This window comes from Pseudomonas sp. LAIL14HWK12:I1 (assembly GCF_003202095.1).
GTDB classification, from domain to species: domain Bacteria; phylum Pseudomonadota; class Gammaproteobacteria; order Pseudomonadales; family Pseudomonadaceae; genus Aquipseudomonas; species Aquipseudomonas monteilii.
The window spans coordinates 162,561-178,541 of the sequence record NZ_QJKG01000006.1; the positions used below are offsets into that span (position 1 = coordinate 162,561).

The window sequence follows — 15,981 nt, forward strand, 5'->3', positions numbered from 1 at the left end:
GATCTGGTTTTTCAACCACGCCAACTGATGGCGTTCATGCGGGCGTATGCCTGCGCAAGAGGTTTGCTATGGATTGGAAAGTATTTCTGCTGCGCGCCAGCATTGCCTTGCTGTTGGGGGCGTTGATCGGTGCCGAACGGCAATTGCGCCAACGCCTGACCGGGCTGCGCACCAATGCGCTGGTCAGCACCGGTGCCTGCCTGTTCGTGCTGATGACCCAGGCGGTGCCAGGCATGGCACCTGCCGATGCGTCGCGCGTCGCCGCCTATGTGGTGTCGGGCATCGGCTTTCTCGGGGGTGGTGTGATCATGCGTGACGGCTTCAACGTACGAGGCCTGAACACTGCAGCCACCTTGTGGTGTACGGCGGCAGTGGGTGTGCTGTGCAGCCTTGGGCTGCTGTTGGAGGCGGCATTGGGTAGCCTGGTGGTGCTATGTGCCAATATCCTGCTGCGTGACATCGCCCAGCGCCTGGACCGTCAGGACGTGGTGCCGGCCAGCGAGGTGGAGCAGCACTTCGAAGTGCGAATCGTCTGCCGCGCCGAGGACGAAATCCAGGTGCGCAGCCTGATGCTGCATAGCCTGGGCGATCCGCAGCTGCGGCTGCAGTCACTGCAAAGCCAGGATCTGGACAGCCCGGCGCGCCTGGAAGTACGCGCCGAGCTGTTGGGCACCGCGCAGGCACCCGCGCAACTGGAGCGGCTGGTCAGCCGGGTGAGCCTGGAGAAAGGTGTAAGCTCGGTGCGCTGGCAATTACAGCCGCAAGTACTGGCGGCGGATTACTGAAACAGGAGTGATTCATGCGTATCCGCCCTACCCTCGAGCGCGATATTCAACACCTGCCAGACCTAGAGCGTTCGGCGGCCCAGGCGTTTGCCGGCTGGCCGACGCTGGCCTGGCTGGCGCAAGGTGATGTGATGGATTGCGTTGCGCACAGGGCTTTCGTCGACGCGGGCGGTAGCTGGGTGGCCGAGGACGATAATGGGTGCCTTGCCGGTTTTGCTTGTGCCCGCCGTGAAGGGCAGGCGCTGCACCTTTATGAAATATCGGTGCGCCAGGAGGTTCAAGGGCAAGGCGTGGGGCGGCGTTTGCTGCAGCAAGTGGCTGATGCCGCGCGTGACGCGGGCCTGCGCGAGCTCACGTTGACCACCTTTGCCAATGTGCCCTGGAATGCGCCCTTCTATGCACGGTTCGGGTTCGAGGTGCTCGATGAGAGGCTGCTGAGCCCGCGGTTACGGGAAACCCTGGCCAATGAACGTGCACACGGCCTCACTGAGCGTTGTGCAATGCGCCGTTACGTCGATCATTAGACGGGCCCGTCACTCGGCATGTGCAGGCAGGTGTGCCCTGCATTGCGCCAACGCCACATCGCGTTCTTTTAGCTCTTCTTCATACCGCAGCAACTGCCGCGTCTGTTCCGCGCACACGTCGCGCCTGGTTTCCAGATGCTGCGCTTGCACATCCAGCTGCCGGCGCATTTCTTCGCTGGCACCTTGTGCCTGGGCCAGGATCGTCCGCAAGCCCTGGATCTGCGCATCGCGTTGCTCCAGCAACTCGTCCTGCGCCCGGCACGCGCTGGCGGCCTGGCGGTGCTCACCCAACAAACGCTCATTATCGCGGTGCAAGCGGGTCAGCTCGTCCTGCTTCACGATCATGCCTTGTTGCAGTTGACGTACTTCCACCTGCATCTGCTGCAGTTGTGCTTCGTGGCGGCGTTGCTCCTGCTCGCGCTGTTCACGGCTGGCATTGCGGTAATGCTCCAGGGCATCGCGGGCATGTCGGTGTTTGTCCTCCAGTGACTTCACCTGTTCGTCCTTGTCGGCCAGACGCACCTGCAATTCACCTAGCGACTGGTTGAGGCTGGCGCTGCGCAGCTGTTCGGCTTGCAGCGTGCTCTGTGTGGTCAGCCGTTTTTCCGTCTCGTCGGCCAAAGCCGCTGCATCGATCTTATGTTGCTGAAGCGCCGCCGCCAGGGCCTGCTGGGCGATGTCGAGCTGAGCCTCAAGCGCTTCTCGCTGTTGAGTGAAGGTGCTTTCGGCCTGCTCGATCTTCAGGTCGGCCTCATCTTGTAGCTGAGTGGCCAATTGCCCGACCAAGCGGCTTAGCACATCGCTCAGCGCCGCGCCCCCTTCGGAGGCCACGGGTTGCTGGCCGTTCAATTCCTTGAGGTAGCGGTGAATCGTGGTTTTCGATCCGGTATTGCCCAGCTCGATACGTATGGCATCGATGCTGGGGTTCTCGCCGCGGGCAATCAACGCCTGACGTGCCTGCTGAACCACCACCTTGTTGATACCGCCCCGGGCCATGCCTGCTCCTACGATTTTGTACTGTGTTATGTAACATGTAATTACGTACTGATTATGGCGATAACAACGCTCACCTGCAAACGTTTCCTCAGGAAGAATAATCACGGCTTATCGCATGTTACCGGCAAAAATCCGCTCCAAGCGTGCGTTTAGCCGTACGGCAAACAGCAAAACGCCCCGTCCGGCTCAAGGCCGGCGGGGCGTTACGGGCTTCAAAGTGGCGGGTGTATCAGTGCGTGCGCTCAACCTGCGCGGGCGTGCGGCGCATCAACACCTTGCCGTTTCGCACCGACACCAGCGCGTGCCCTTGGCTACGCACCATTTCGTAATCGTCCGGTGCCGACAGCAGCAACAGGTTGGCCGGCCGCCCCACCTCGATGCCGTAGCGCTCCCCCAGGTTCAGGGTGCGGGCGCTGTTATCGGTGATCAGGTCCAGGCAGCGCTGCAGGTCTTCGTAGCCGAGCATGTGGCAGATGTGCAGCCCGGCTTCGAGAATGCGCAGGATGTTGCCATTACCCAGCGGGTACCAAGGGTCGACGATGGAGTCCTGGCCAAAGCACACGTTCATGCCGGCGCGGTCGATCTCGGCCACGCGGGTGACGCCGCGGCGTTTCGGGTAGTTGTCGAAGCGCCCTTGGAGGTGAATGCTCTCGGTCGGGCACGACACGAAGTTGATGCCCGACAGTTTCAGCAGGCGGAACAGCTTGTAGCAGTAGGCATTGTCATACGAACCCATGGCCACGGTATGGCTGGCGGTTACCCGGGCGCCCATACCGCGCACCCTGGCTTCTTCGGCCAGCACTTCAAGGAAGCGCGATTGCGGGTCGTCGGTCTCGTCGCAGTGCACGTCCACCAGGCAGCCGGTACGTTCGGCCAGGTCCATCAGGAACTTCACCGACGAAACGCCCTGCTCACGGGTGTTCTCGAAATGCGGAATACCGCCCACCACATCGGCACCGATGGCCACCGCTTCGGTCATCAGCGCCCGCCCGTTGGCGTACGACTCGATACCCTCCTGCGGGAAGGCGACGATCTGCAGGTCGACCCGTGCGCGCACTTCGTCTCGCACCTCGACCATGGCCTTGAGCGCAGTGAGTTTCGGGTCGGTCACATCGACATGCGTGCGTACATGCTGGATACCGTGGTCCACCAGCATGCCGATGGTCTTTTTCGCGCGGGTCTTGATGTCATCGTGTGTGGTGATTTCCTTACGCTCGGCCCAACGCTCAATGCCTTCGAACAGGGTGCCGCTCATGTTCCACTTCGGCTCGCCCGCGGTCAGCGTGGCGTCCAGGTGAATGTGCGGCTCGACAAAAGGCGCCACCACCAGGTTTTGCCCGGCGTCCAGATCATCACCCGCGCACGGTGCCACTCCATCGGCCTGAGGCACAATGGCGCCGATGTACTCGCCGCTGAGTTCGATCCGGAACAGGCCAGGTTTGCCGCGCAGCCGTGCGTTGACAATGTTCATGGTGTTTCTCCTTGTCGAGGGCTTCGCTCAAAGGTGCAGATTAGCCTCCGTTTAACCCCATCTGCCAGAAGTCTGCCTCCAGGCTGGAAGCTTGCCCGAAAATCCCCACCAACTCTGCAAAGCGCTGCTCGGTCATGCTCCGCGCCGCCAGCTCATCCAGATGCTTGCGCGCTGCCGCCGCCACGCCTTGATAGCCTTCCCCGGCATATTCACCAATCCACTCGCGGTACGGGTGTTTGCTCAAATCGCCGATCCGTTCCGCCAGGGTCCGGCCGATTTCGGCATAGCCGATCACGCAAGGCGCCAGTGCCACATGCAGTTCCAGCAGATCGCCGGCGGCACCGCAATCCAGTACATAGCGGGTATAGGCCACCGTGGCCTGGTGCTCGGGCGCAGCTTCGATATCGGCCTGGGTCAGCCCCCAGCGCGCGCACAGGCGCAGGTGCAGTTCAGTTTCATCCAGGATCGCCGCCAGCCCGGCCTGCGCAGCGCGGATGTCGGCCGGGCGGCGGCTCTTGTAAGCCGCCAGCGCCCAGGCACGGGCAAACTGGATAAGGAACAGGTAATCCTGCACCAGGTAAGTCCGGAATGCTTCTTCGCTCAACGTGCCCTCGCCCATCTGCCGCACGAAGTCATGGTCGACATAGCTGTTCCACTGTAGCGAGGCAGCAGCCTTGAGGCGCTCGAAGACGTCCATGCTCATTTGCCCTCCGGGTAAACGGCATCGAAGAAGGCCAGTTCTAGCGCTACGGTGCGCTGGTAGAAGTCAGTGGCCAGTGCAGCTTCCTGCGGGCCGACGCGGTCCAGTTCGGATTGCAGGAAGGCAACGAAGGCCTGGAAGGCCGGGTTATCGTGCAAGGTGATCCACTCGGCATGGACGAAATTGTTCGGCATGGGTTTGGGCGCCTTCAGCGCCCAGTCAAGGTACAGGCCTTCGGCAACGTTGAGCACTGCCAGCGCCGCCGCATAAGAACGGGTTGCCGCCGCTTCACGCATGATCGCCTTGAAACCTGCGGTTGGCACAGTGTCGGTCGGTTCAGTGCGTTGCGCCGGGCTTACATCCAGAGCGTCGAAAGCGCGCAGGAAGTAGGTGTTCTCGTCGCTGGAAATCATCCCGGCGAAGCGGCCGAAGCGCAGGCGCGCCTCGAACGTGTCAGCGGTGGCGATGGCCGCGCCCAGCAAGGTGAGGAAGCTGTCGAGGAAACGGTGGTCCTGCACCAGGTAGTCGACCATGATCGGGTCTGGCAGGCTGCCGTCGCACAATTGGGTCACGAAACGGTGGCCCACGGCCGCCGACCAGGTCGGCTCGCTTTGGCGGCGCAGGGACTGGCTGAAACGTTCGGTCATGTTGCTGTCCTTGATGGGGGTGACAGCGAGACCTTGGCAGTGAGCATGGACGGGCCTCGCAGTGAGGCCGGCAAAAAGGCAGGTTACGAATCCCATCCCTTCGCCGGCATGATCCGGATCAGGTTCGAAGGGTCACCGCGCTGCAACGCTCAGCGGTTTCTCAGCCCGTTGCCGGGCTCCCCTTGGTGGCGCTCAGGTATACCCCAGTGAGCCAGTGCTGTCACTACCCATCCCCCCAAAGACTGGGCACTGGGTGACCCGCTAGTGGGGACATATCCCCATTTTTGACGCTCTGTTATCTAGCGCACATCAGGCGCTACAACGATTTGTTTAATAGAGCATTACCGAAATATCGGTTGGCACAGCCGTTGCTCAGGGCTTTTTACCGGGCAAAACGCCATTGATGGCTTTAAGCCATAAAGCCGCGAGCGAGGCATAAGGCAATGAAAACATCTGCCGTGATCCACCCTGCTAGGCATGCATTCCAGCTGTCCACCGTCACCGCGCTGATGCTCAGCCTCGGGCTGATCACGGTTACAGCGGCCCCCCTCGACGATAACGGCCTGCCGCCGCCAACCGATCCTTCCGCCTACACCGACCAACCGGCTGATCCGACCCCGGCCCTGCTGAACCTCAATACATTGCCCGAAGCCAACCAAGGTTCGCTGGAGCTGACCAATGGGATGTATGGCGACCGCAACACGGTGCGCACCGACAACGTACTACCGCCTGCCCTGCAAACCTCTGACAGGTACCCTACCAACGGCAAGCCCAGCCCGCTGTTCGGTGCGCAGCCGTTCACCCAACAATTGCTGCTGTTCGAAGAGTTCGGCACAGAAAAACTCGACCCCACCCTGCCACCGCCCAGCCTGACCTTCCCGGTTCCCACCCTGGGGGCCGCCCCGGCGCAGGACCCCAACGTCGTTGCCCGCAGCGGCCCCAGTGGCACCGCGCTGGAAGCTTTCCTCAAGCAACCCGGGCTTTACCCGTTCCCGACCCAGTACGCCAACGTGCTGGACCGCAACCCATGGAAGGCGCAGATCGAGATGTTCCTGAACCGCAAGCCGGTCGGCTCCCCGGCTGAAGGCCGTCCACCAGGCAAAGGCTGGTCACACCAGCGCTGGAACGAGTTTTACCCGCAGACTGCGTTCAAGACCGCGCAAGCCGGTGCACGCATCAACCAGGGCCTGCGCGACCGCAAGCAGTTGCACAACTATGCGGTCGGTGAATTCGGCCCGGGCGGGCTGTACTACCAGACCTCCGACATCCCGAATACGCTGGGCACGACCAAGGGCATCGACACCCGCTTCCACCCGAACATGCCGCTGCAGAACCACAAGTCGCTGTGGACGTTCGATGGCACGTTCCCGGTCAAGCTGCTGATGGTGCGCTATGGCCAGCCGGTGCTGATGCGCCATTACAACGCCCTGCCGATCGACCCTTCGGCCAACGGCGGTTTTGGCCTGCATACCATCTCGACCCACGAGCACAACGGCCACTCCCCCGCCGAAAGCGACGGCTATGCCAACGCCTACTTCTTCCCCGGCCAGTACTACGACTACCGTTGGCCGGTGCAGCTGGCCGGCTACGACACCATCAACACCCGCGCACAAGACCCGCGTGCCGCGTTCCCTTGCTCACCGGGTGAAACCTTGTTCGTCAATGACGGCTCGCCCGGGCTGAAAACCTGCCAGAACGGCAGCATCAAGATTCGTGGCGACTGGCGCGAAACCATGAGTACCCACTGGTTCCACGACCACATGATGGATTTCACGGCGCAGAACGTCTACAAGGGCAACGCCGTGATGATGAACTACTACAGCGCCCTGGACCGCGGCAACGAGGCCTTGCAGGATGGCGTGAACCTGCGCTTCCCCAGCGGTTCGGGCATGCCTTGGGGCAACCGCGACTACGACGTCAACCTGGTGATGGCCGACAAGGCCTGGGATGCAAACGGCCAGCTGTGGTTCAACCCGTTCAACACCGATGGCTTCCTTGGCGACCAGATGCTGGTCAACTGGCAGTACCAGCCCAAGCTCAAGGTGCGCGCGCGCAGTTATCGCTTCCGTCTGCTCAATGGCTCGGTATCCCGCTACTTCAAATTCGCAGTCGTGCGTGAAATCGCCGGGACCAGCGGCGAATTCAAGGGGCCATCCGGCTCCAACGTGTCGTATGCGCGGGTGCCGTTCCACATGATCGCCAACGACGGCAACATCATGGAGCACGCCGTGCCATTCGACGGCACCATGGACCTCAACGGTGACGGCAACCTGCAGGACAACAACGGTATCCTGCCGCTGCAAGGTATTGCCGAGCGCTACGACATCATCATCAACTTCGCCAAGAACGGCATCAAGGTGGGCGACAAGCTGTACTTCGTCAACCTGGAGGAACACCTCACCGGCAAGGGCCCGGAAGGTGCCATCTCGCTGGCCGACGTGCTGTCGGAGAAGTACAAGGCAGTGATCAAACAGACCAGCAAGGGCCCGCTGTGGGAGAACGGCGACCCGCTGGTCGGCAAGTTCCTGCAGTTGATCGTGCAGCCGTACAGCGGCCAGGACGTGAGCATGGACCCGGTGGCCTACGAACCGGCCAAACCCGGCAAGGCCGCAGGCCTGAAAATGCTCCCGCTGCCCATTGACCGCAATTCGGCCGCCGACCAGGCCAAGATCAAGGATGCCCGCCACCGCGAGTTCATCTTTGGCCGCTCTGACGGTACCGATACCAAACCCTGGACTATCAAGACTGACGGGGGCTTCGGTTACAGCATGGACCCACGGCGCATCAGTGCTGCACCACAACTGGCCCAACAGTCCACCGACGGGGGCTTCAGCGGCGACGGCACCCTGGAAGTGTGGAAAATCGTCAACGGCGGCAATGGCTGGAGCCACCCGGTGCATGTGCACTTCGAGGAAGGTGTGATTCTTAGCCGCGACGGCAAGGCGCCGCCAGAATGGGAGAAATGGGCGCGCAAGGACGTCTACCGCATCGGGCCGGATGCCGATTCGTCGGAAGAAGTGGAAATGGCTATCCGCTTCCGCGAGTTCGCCGGTACCTACATGGAGCACTGCCACAACACCCAGCATGAAGACTCTTCGATGCTGCTGCGCTGGGACATTGAACACCCAGGCCAGTTCCAGGTAATGCCGACCCCGCTGCCAGGCTGGGATGGCGTGCAATACATGGCGTCGGTGGGCCTGCCGACCTTCCGCACCAAAGGCAAGGACGACAACGATGATGCTGCCAACAAGCCACCGGTCGCGGCCAACGACAGTGCGGCAACCACTGCTGGCAAGCCGATCACCCTGAGCGTGCTGGCCAACGACACCGACCCGGAAGGTAATCTGCCATTGACTGTCGTCGGCCTCAGCCAGCCCGACTCCGGCCAGGGTAGCGTCAGCACCAATGGCACCACGGTGACCTACACCCCGCCGGCCACGGTCGCCACGCCGTTTACCGCCAGCTTCAACTACACGGCGCGGGATGCCAAAGGGGCCGAGTCGGTGAACCCGGCCACGGTCAGCATCGCGGTCAGCCCGGCTGCAGCGGTCGACCAGATCCAGGTCACCAGTGCCACGGTGCAGGTGCGCAGCGGCAACCGCTTCACCTGGGATGTGCAAGGGACGACCACAGTGGCCACGGGCAACAGCATCAGCGTGACTGCGGCGACCACTGGTGGCCCGGTAAGCCTGGGTAACGCCACGCTGACCGCCACGACCACTGGTGCGCGCTGGCGCGTGTCGGTGACCACCACCGGCTTCGGCCCGGCCACACCGGCGACGGTTACCGTGAAGTCGGCGCTGGGGCAGACCGTGACGGCGCCAGTCAGGTATCAGTGAGTGCAAGGCGGGGGCCGCTTTGCGGCCCCCACTGCCAACCGATGAGGACCGCATCATGTCCGGCTCATGGCGTTTCCTGCTGGTGCTCGCGCTGTTCGCCGCCAGCATCCCGTTCTGGCCGTTGCTGCCGCAACAACCGGTGGCCAAAGACGCTGAAAGCCCTTGGGGTGCCGACTACTTCCCCAACATCCCCCTGCTCACCCAGGACGGGGAGCAAGTGCATTTCTTCGACGACCTGATCAAAGACAAGGTTGTCGCCATCAACTTCATTTTCACCGGCTGTTCCGACTCCTGCCCGGTTGAAACCGCACGCCTGCGCCAGGTGCAGAAGATTCTTGGCGACCGGGTCGGCAACGACATTTTCCTGTACTCCATCAGCATCGACCCTTACAACGACACGCCAGCCACCCTCAAACGCTACGCTGAAAAGTTCGGCATCGGCCCCGGCTGGACGCTGCTCACCGGTGAACCTGACGACATCGAACGGTTGCGCCGTAGCCTGGGGCTGTGGATTGACGGATTGGAAAACGGCCGTTCCAAGGACCACAACCTGAGCCTGATCATCGGCAACCAGGCCACCGGCCGCTGGATGAAGGCTTCGCCCTTCGAAAGCCCGTACATCCTCGCCGATCGCCTGGGCAACAGCCTGCACAACTGGAAACAGGCCAGCGCCAAGAACAATGACTACGCTCAAGCGCCCGAAGTACGTCCGCCAAGCAGTGGCGAGCAGATCTTCCGCACCCGTTGCTCATCCTGCCACACGCTGGGTAACACCGAGCCGGGGCAACCGGGTATAGGCCCCGACCTGCTGGGTGTGACCCGCCAGCGTGATGCCAACTGGCTGACCCGCTGGTTGAAAGAACCCGACCGCATGCTGGCAGAGAAAGACCCCCTGGCCATGCTGCTGTACGAGCAGTACAACCGCCTGGCGATGCCCAACATGCGGTTGGGTGATGCCGAAGTCAGCGCCTTGATGAGCTACATCGAAGAGGAAACCGCACGCCTGCAGGCGCCCTTGGCGGATACGGGGAACCCTTAAAGGCAATTAGCTATCAGTCATCAGTCTGTCATCTTATTGTCGTATTTTTCGAGCATCACCCAGGGTCGGGAACCATCAGCAGTGATTCGCCGTTCGCTTTCGTCCACCAGCCTTTTACGGCTGCTGATCCTGATGCTGTGCGCAGCCACCCTGGCCTTTCTTTGGGGGCTGCACATCCCCTCCGTAACCGCCGCCCACCCGGCGTGCGGCCTTGGCCTGCCTACACCCTCGGCATTGCCCCATTGTCGGCAGTTCTGGCTGAACCTGAGCATGACCCTGCTGATCCTCGGCAGTTTGCTGTGCACCTTGCGTCTGCTGCGCAAGCACCAGGAGGCTTTCAATGCTCTGGAGCAGGCCCAACAGGTCAACCAGCAACTTATCGGGCGCCTTGAGGAGGAACACCGGCGCAGCAGCCATGCCGCCGCCACCGACCACCTCAGCGGGTTGCACAACCGCCGCCAGTTCGTCGAGGTGGCGGGTCAGGCGCTTACCCGGCAACGGGGCAAGCGCCGGCTGATGGCGATCCTGTTCATCGACATGGACCGCTTCAAGTCGATCAACGACTCGCTCGGGCACAAGATTGGCGACCTGCTGCTGCAGGCTGTGGCCGGGCGTATCCAGCGCCTTCTGGAGCCCGGCGACGAGGCTTCGCGCTTTGGCGGCGACGAATTCGTGGTGCTGCTGGCAGGCGAACGCAGCGAGGAACAGATCAATACCTGGGTTCACGAACTGGTTCAGCGGTTGTCGGCCACCTATGCCCTGGATGGCCAGGAGGTCAACACCAGCCCCAGCGTGGGCGTAAGCATCTGCCCCCGCGATGGCCAGGACATCGACAGCCTGGTCCGCAGTGCCGACGCGGCGATGTATTCGGCCAAACAGGCCGGGCGCGCGCAATATCGCTTCTTCGACCCCTCGCTGAACCTGGCCGACATTCAGGCCTTCACCCTTGAACAGGCCTTCGGCAGTGCCTTGGCCGAGCGCCAGTTCGTGCTGCACTACCAGCCACAGATTCGCCTCGACACCCAGCAAGTGCTGGGCTACGAAGCGCTGGTGCGCTGGGATCACCCCGAGTTCGGCCTGCTGTACCCGGACCGCTTCATCGACCTGGCCGAACGCAGTGGTTTCATTGTCGAGCTGGGTTGGGAGGTGTTGCGCCTGGCCTGCGAGGCCCTGTCGGAGTGGGACGCCCAAGGCCGACAGACACGGCTGGCTGTCAATGTCTCCGCCCTGCAACTGCGCCAGGGCGACTTCGCTACGCGGTTGCTGAACGAACTGCAGCAGTATGCGATTGCGCCGCAGCGGCTGGAGCTGGAAATCACTGAAACCACCATCCTCGACCCGGAAAGTACCGCTGTGGCGCACCTGCACACCCTGCGCAGCGCGGGCCTGGGCATCAGCCTGGACGATTTCGGCCGCGGCTACGCTGGCTTCGCCCACCTGCATTCGCTGCCGCTGAGCAAGCTGAAAATCGACCGCTCGCTGATCGCCCCCTTGTCCAACAGCCATGACGACAGCCCGATCGTGTCCTCCACCATCATCCTGGCCAAACGCCTGGGCCTGGAAGTGGTGGCCGAAGGTGTGGAAACCCGTGAGCAAGTGGTGTGCCTGAAACTGGCGGGCTGCGATATAGCCCAGGGCTATCACTTCAGCCGGCCGCTGTCGCCGGCGCAGTTGCGCGACTACCCACACTTCAACGGCATTGAGCCCTCGCACGATACGATGGTGCTGGTGCCGGCCCTGCAGGATGGCGTTGCCCCGGTGCCGCATTAGGTGCTTGTCTTGGGATTTCGGTTTATCGTGTGCCCATCACCCACCGACAGCCGCACCATGACCGATATCGAGCGCTACCTTCGCGCCGCCACCCGTGACAACACCCGGCGCAGCTACCAGGCCGCCATCGAGCACTTCGAAAGCCACTGGGGCGGCTTTCTCCCGGCCACCGCCGAGAGTATCGCCCGCTACCTGGTCGAGCATGCCGAACACCACGCCGTCAGTACCCTGCGCCAGCGCCTGGCCGCGCTCAGTCAATGGCACGTCGCCCAAGGTTTCCCCGACCCGACCAAGGCACCGCTGGTACGCCAGGTTCTACGCGGCATCCGCACCCTGCACCCGACGCCGCCCAGGCAGGCCGCCCCGCTGTTGCTGCAACACCTGCAAACCGCCGTGGCGTGTTTTGAAGAGGAGGCTCGCCAGGCCCACGAACACCACGACCTGGCCGCCCTGCGCCGGGCACGCCGCGACACTGCGTTGCTGTTGCTGGGCTTCTGGCGAGGTTTTCGCGGTGATGAACTGGCACGCTTGCGCATCGAACATATCCAGGCCGAAGCCGGTGTCGGCATCACGCTGTTCCTGCCGCGCAGCAAGGGCGACCGCGAAGCCTTGGGCGTGCAGCACCGCACCCCTGCCCTCAAGGCCCTGTGCCCGGTAACGGCCTACCTGCAATGGCTGGAAGTTGCCGGCATTGCCCACGGGCCGGTGTTTCGCAAGCTTGACCGCTGGGGCAACCTCGGTGAAAGCGCGCTCAACAGCAACAGCCTGGTCGGCCTGCTGCGGCGCATGCTGGAACGTGCCGGGGTACCGGCGGCGCTGTATACCGGCCACTCGCTACGGCGTGGCTTTGCCACCTGGGCCACAGCCAATGGTTGGGAACTGAAATCACTGATGAGCTACGTGGGCTGGAAAGATGCCAAGTCGGCGCTGCGCTACATCGACTCGGCGCAGCGTTTTGGCGAACTGGCCGTGTTACCGGCCAGCCAAGCCCAAGCGCTTATTCCTTGAAGCTGTGCCGGGCGACACCGCCAATTGTCGGGTGGATGGCATACAGGTCGCCAGCATCCGGGTAATGGAGCAGGTCTTCAGGGCTCATGTCGAAACGCGCGGTGCTGATGAACAAGGTATTCATGCCGGGCCCGCCAAAGCAGCAACTGGTGGGGCACGGTACCGGCATCAGTACCTGATCGGTCAGGTGGCCGTGGCGGTCGTAGCGCAGCAGGCAGCTGCCATGGTACTGGCACACCCACAGCCCGCCTTCGCGGTCCAGCGCCAGGCCATCTGGCCGCCCCAGTTCGGCAGGGGTTTCGGCAAACAGCGTAACAGTGCCCAGCCGGCCCTCCATGAGGTACTCGGCACGGTAGATGGCGCGCGCCGCCGAATCGACGAAGTACATCGTCTGGCCGTCTTGCGACCAGGCAACCCCAGTGGGCAAGGCCATGTCATCGTGGATGACCTCGTCGCTCAACTGCCCGTCAAAACGGAACAGCGCCCCGGTATTGCCGCTAAGGGCATCGTCCATCAACCCGGTAACGAAGCGCCCTTGCGGGTCACAGGCGCCGTCGTTGAATCGGTAAGTGGAGCGCGGATGGACCGATGCCGAATGCTGGCATACCTTGCGCGCCGGCACATCGAAAATGGCTACGCTGGCATCTTCGGTGAAAATCAGGTTGCCCCGGTCGGTCAGCGCAAGGGCGCCAATGCGCGCGGCTGACGCGTAAAGGTTCTCGACTTCGCCGTCTGGCGTCAGGCAGTTGATGCGCCCGCCAGAAATATCGATGAAGTACAATGCGCCGTTACGCTCATCCCAGACCAGACTTTCGCCCAGGTCGGCGCGGGTATTGGCGACCTTGACTGGCACGCAGCTGCATTCCTTGATGCGGGGCGATCGTCCGGCCAGCCCCATTCCATAGGCCAAGACCAGGCCCTGTGCGGCATCGGTGACGGCCGCAACTTCGTTGTGGAAAGGCTCTGTAACGGGCATTTCTGGCTACCTTCGATTTTCCTTTTTACGATAACAACAAAAAATTCAATGACTTAATATTAAAAGCATGCAACTTTGATATCTCATGGATATCACCACCGAGTCGCCGCGCTGAAGGAATGCTTGATTGATCGAAACACGTTTGCTCAGGCAGTTCATCGCCGTGGCAGAAGAGCTTCACTTTCACAAGGCTGCCGAGCGCCTGCACATGGCACAGCCGCCGCTGAGCCAGGCGATCAGCCGCCTGGAAGAAAAGCTCGGTTTCAGCTTGTTCTTGCGCAATACGCGCGGGGTGCGTCTGACCCCGGCCGGCACAGCCTTTCGCGATACGGCTTACCGCGTGCTTGCCGAGCTGGAACAGGGTATCGAGTACGCCCGTAATGTCTCTGCGGGTGTCAGCGGGAAACTGACCATCACGGCCATTTCCATCGCCTATTACGACTCGTTGCTCACCAGCTTGCGGCGCTATCGCGAGACTTACCCGAACGTGCAGCTGACCCTGCGCGAGATGCCATCGGCGACGCAGGCCAAGGCGCTGCTGGCCGGTGAGGCGGATATCGGCTTCATGCGCAGGTTACCGCTGCCGGTGGGTACGCTGGAGTCACGGCTGCTGCTTGACGAGCAGATTGTCATGGCGCTGCCCGCCGGCCACGTGAAAGCGCAGCAAGGCGACGTCGACCTGCGCGAGTTTGCCAATGAGGATTTTGTGTTTACCCCGCAAGCGTTGGGCGGCGGCTACCATGCCCAGCTGGTCGCCCTGTGCGAGTCGGCCGGCTTCTACCCTCGGGTGGTGCAGGAAGCCGCACAGATTCATACCCTGCTGGGGCTGGTCGCCTGTGGTTTCGGTGTGGCCCTGGTGCCGGCCTCATTCGCCCGATCGACCCCACGCGAGCGCGTACAGTTCTGTGCGATCCGCCCGATAGACGAGCAAGCCACCCCAGGCATTGGCCTGTACATGAAATGGAACGCCCAGAATGCCTCGCCTGCGCTGGCCAACTTCATCGCCCTGTTCGAAGACGCAAAAGCGCTTTGATCAGGCGCGCGCTGCGCAGCGCCATAACCGGCCCACGTCACAAGCCCGAGCCTGCAGCAGTTCTGCCGCGTTGGCACATGCTTGTTCCAGGCTCATCGGCCCGCTGGCCAACGCAAATGCAGCATCGACCCCATGGGCATACAACTGCTGGTAGCCCTCACCCAGTGTCCCGGCCAGCACCACCACCGGCACACCGTGGCGCCTGGCGACCCGGGCAACCCCCATCGGCGTCTTGCCGCGCAGTGTCTGGGCATCGAAACGCCCCTCACCCGTCACCACCAGGTCCGCGCCCTGCACCAAGGCGTCAAGTCCGGCCAGTTCGGCCACCACCTCTACCCCCGGGCGGAACTGTGCCCCCATGAACGCACGGGCGGCGAAGCCCATACCACCGGCAGCGCCGCACCCAGGGTAGTCGCGCACATCGTCGCCCAGCAGCTGTGCGCAGTGGTCGGCAAAATGGCCCAGCGCCTGGTCCAACGCCTGCACCTGCTGCGGGTTAGCGCCCTTCTGCGGGCCGAAAATCGCCGATGCACCGTTGGCGCCGCACAGCGGGTTGTCGACGTCCGCCGCGACTTCGAATTGCACCTCCGCCAGGCGCGGGTCCAGGTGACTGGCGTCGATCCGCGCCAGCTTCGCCAGTGCCAGGCCGCCTTCTTCCAGCGCTTGCCCGTCGGCATCCAGCAGGCGCAGGCCCAGCGCGCGCAGCATGCCGCTGCCCGCATCGTTGGTGGCGCTGCCACCGATGGCCAGCACCACCCGCTGTGCGCCGGCGGCCAAGGCGGCGGCAATCAGCTCGCCGGTGCCCCAGGTACTGCTGCGGCACGCATCACGCTGGTCGGTAGGCACCAGCTGCAAGCCACTGGCCTGGGCCATTTCGATAATGGCCGTACGGCTTTGCGGCAGCCACCCCCAACCGGCTTCGACGCTGTGCCCCAATGGCCCACGCACCGCTTGCCGGCGCAGTTCGCCGTGGCTGGCGGCCAGGATCGCCTCCATGGTGCCTTCGCCGCCGTCGGCCATCGGGCACTCGACCAAGGCTGCGTCCGACCACGCCTGCCTCAGGCCAGCAGCGATGGCGCGGGCGACACCGGCAGCATCGAGGCTGTCCTTGAACGAGTCGGGGGCAATGACGATCTTCATGGGGATTCTCCTGTCCTGATGAGCGGCATGCTGACAGGTGCCCGCCAGGCTGG

General features: G+C 62.9%; 12 protein-coding genes, 1 pseudogene and 1 riboswitch. Of the genes and pseudogenes, 7 read left to right on the plus strand and 6 right to left on the minus strand.

Features of this window, described 5'->3' with window-relative positions:
- Positions 1–68: 68 nt before the first annotated feature.
- Together D906_RS16840 and D906_RS16845 are read left to right on the plus strand one after the other, a co-directional pair.
- Positions 69–785 (plus strand): MgtC/SapB family protein, encoded by a 717-nt coding sequence (locus D906_RS16840; protein WP_025754124.1) that lies wholly within the window; start codon positions 69–71, stop codon positions 783–785.
- Positions 786–799: 14 nt separating this feature from the next.
- Positions 800–1,309, plus strand: coding sequence for a GNAT family N-acetyltransferase (locus D906_RS16845; protein ID WP_025754125.1), 510 nt, complete (start codon positions 800–802; stop codon positions 1,307–1,309).
- Positions 1,310–1,318: 9 nt separating this feature from the next.
- Here D906_RS16845 and D906_RS16850 read toward each other — a convergent pair whose 3' ends face one another.
- The 4 genes from D906_RS16850 to D906_RS16865 form a co-directional block, all read right to left on the minus strand.
- The gene (locus D906_RS16850) at positions 1,319–2,305 is read right to left on the minus strand and encodes a DNA-binding protein (RefSeq protein WP_027615559.1); all 987 of its coding nucleotides are present in this window, start codon (positions 2,303–2,305) and stop codon (positions 1,319–1,321) included.
- Positions 2,306–2,534: 229 nt separating this feature from the next.
- The gene (codA, locus tag D906_RS16855; RefSeq protein WP_019098393.1) at positions 2,535–3,776 is read right to left on the minus strand and encodes a cytosine deaminase; all 1,242 of its coding nucleotides are present in this window, start codon (positions 3,774–3,776) and stop codon (positions 2,535–2,537) included.
- Positions 3,777–3,816: 40 nt separating this feature from the next.
- Positions 3,817–4,479, minus strand: a complete 663-nt coding sequence (gene tenA / locus D906_RS16860; RefSeq protein ID WP_019098392.1) for a thiaminase II — start codon at positions 4,477–4,479, stop codon at positions 3,817–3,819.
- The gene (locus tag D906_RS16865) at positions 4,476–5,123 is read right to left on the minus strand and encodes a TenA family protein (RefSeq protein ID WP_019098391.1); all 648 of its coding nucleotides are present in this window, start codon (positions 5,121–5,123) and stop codon (positions 4,476–4,478) included. Before D906_RS16865 ends, tenA begins: the two co-directional genes overlap by 4 nt.
- Positions 5,124–5,201: 78 nt before the next feature.
- Positions 5,202–5,316: riboswitch (TPP riboswitch) on the minus strand.
- A gap of 250 nt (positions 5,317–5,566) precedes the next feature.
- Here D906_RS16865 and D906_RS16870 point away from each other — a divergent pair.
- The 4 genes and pseudogenes from D906_RS16870 to D906_RS16885 all read left to right on the plus strand — a co-directional run bounded on the left by D906_RS16870 (position 5,567) and on the right by D906_RS16885 (position 12,779).
- The gene (locus D906_RS16870; RefSeq protein ID WP_027615558.1) at positions 5,567–8,962 is read left to right on the plus strand and encodes an Ig-like domain-containing protein; all 3,396 of its coding nucleotides are present in this window, start codon (positions 5,567–5,569) and stop codon (positions 8,960–8,962) included.
- A gap of 55 nt (positions 8,963–9,017) precedes the next feature.
- A complete protein-coding gene (locus D906_RS16875) occupies positions 9,018–10,001 on the plus strand; it encodes an SCO family protein (protein ID WP_019098389.1) in 984 nt (327 codons plus the stop codon).
- 225 nt (positions 10,002–10,226) lie between these two features.
- Positions 10,227–11,771, plus strand: a pseudogene (locus D906_RS16880) (putative bifunctional diguanylate cyclase/phosphodiesterase); the annotation flags it as partial.
- 57 nt (positions 11,772–11,828) lie between these two features.
- Entirely contained in the window at positions 11,829–12,779 is a 951-nt protein-coding gene (locus D906_RS16885; RefSeq protein WP_025754128.1) for a site-specific integrase, read from the plus strand.
- Here the strand turns inward: D906_RS16885 and D906_RS16890 are convergent.
- Complete coding sequence (locus tag D906_RS16890; protein WP_232062866.1) at positions 12,769–13,677, minus strand: SMP-30/gluconolactonase/LRE family protein; 909 nt, start codon at positions 13,675–13,677, stop codon at positions 12,769–12,771. The two genes, D906_RS16885 and D906_RS16890, sit on opposite strands and share 11 nt — an antisense overlap.
- Before the next feature lie 205 nt (positions 13,678–13,882).
- Between D906_RS16890 and D906_RS16895 the strand changes: the two genes are divergently transcribed.
- Positions 13,883–14,788: a LysR substrate-binding domain-containing protein gene (locus tag D906_RS16895; RefSeq protein ID WP_027615556.1), complete on the plus strand. Its 906-nt coding sequence runs from the start codon at positions 13,883–13,885 to the stop codon at positions 14,786–14,788.
- Here the strand turns inward: D906_RS16895 and D906_RS16900 are convergent, their stop codons facing one another.
- The gene (locus D906_RS16900; protein WP_027615555.1) at positions 14,789–15,928 is read right to left on the minus strand and encodes a glycerate kinase; all 1,140 of its coding nucleotides are present in this window, start codon (positions 15,926–15,928) and stop codon (positions 14,789–14,791) included. It abuts the gene before it with no gap.
- Positions 15,929–15,981 lie beyond the last annotated feature (53 nt).

Bases quoted from the DNA above. Each gene is read 5' to 3' on its own strand.
- D906_RS16840 (WP_025754124.1), top strand. From the start codon at position 69: ATGGATTGGAAAGTATTTCTGCTGCGCGCCAGCATTGCCTTGCTGTTG.
- D906_RS16845 (WP_025754125.1), top strand. From the start codon at position 800: ATGCGTATCCGCCCTACCCTCGAGCGCGATATTCAACACCTGCCAGAC.
- D906_RS16850 (WP_027615559.1), bottom strand. From the start codon at position 2,305: ATGGCCCGGGGCGGTATCAACAAGGTGGTGGTTCAGCAGGCACGTCAG.
- codA (WP_019098393.1), bottom strand. From the start codon at position 3,776: ATGAACATTGTCAACGCACGGCTGCGCGGCAAACCTGGCCTGTTCCGG.
- tenA (WP_019098392.1), bottom strand. From the start codon at position 4,479: ATGAGCATGGACGTCTTCGAGCGCCTCAAGGCTGCTGCCTCGCTACAG.
- D906_RS16865 (WP_019098391.1), bottom strand. From the start codon at position 5,123: ATGACCGAACGTTTCAGCCAGTCCCTGCGCCGCCAAAGCGAGCCGACC.
- D906_RS16870 (WP_027615558.1), top strand. From the start codon at position 5,567: ATGAAAACATCTGCCGTGATCCACCCTGCTAGGCATGCATTCCAGCTG.
- D906_RS16875 (WP_019098389.1), top strand. From the start codon at position 9,018: ATGTCCGGCTCATGGCGTTTCCTGCTGGTGCTCGCGCTGTTCGCCGCC.
- D906_RS16885 (WP_025754128.1), top strand. From the start codon at position 11,829: ATGACCGATATCGAGCGCTACCTTCGCGCCGCCACCCGTGACAACACC.
- D906_RS16890 (WP_232062866.1), bottom strand. From the start codon at position 13,677: ATGGGGCTGGCCGGACGATCGCCCCGCATCAAGGAATGCAGCTGCGTG.
- D906_RS16900 (WP_027615555.1), bottom strand. From the start codon at position 15,928: ATGAAGATCGTCATTGCCCCCGACTCGTTCAAGGACAGCCTCGATGCT.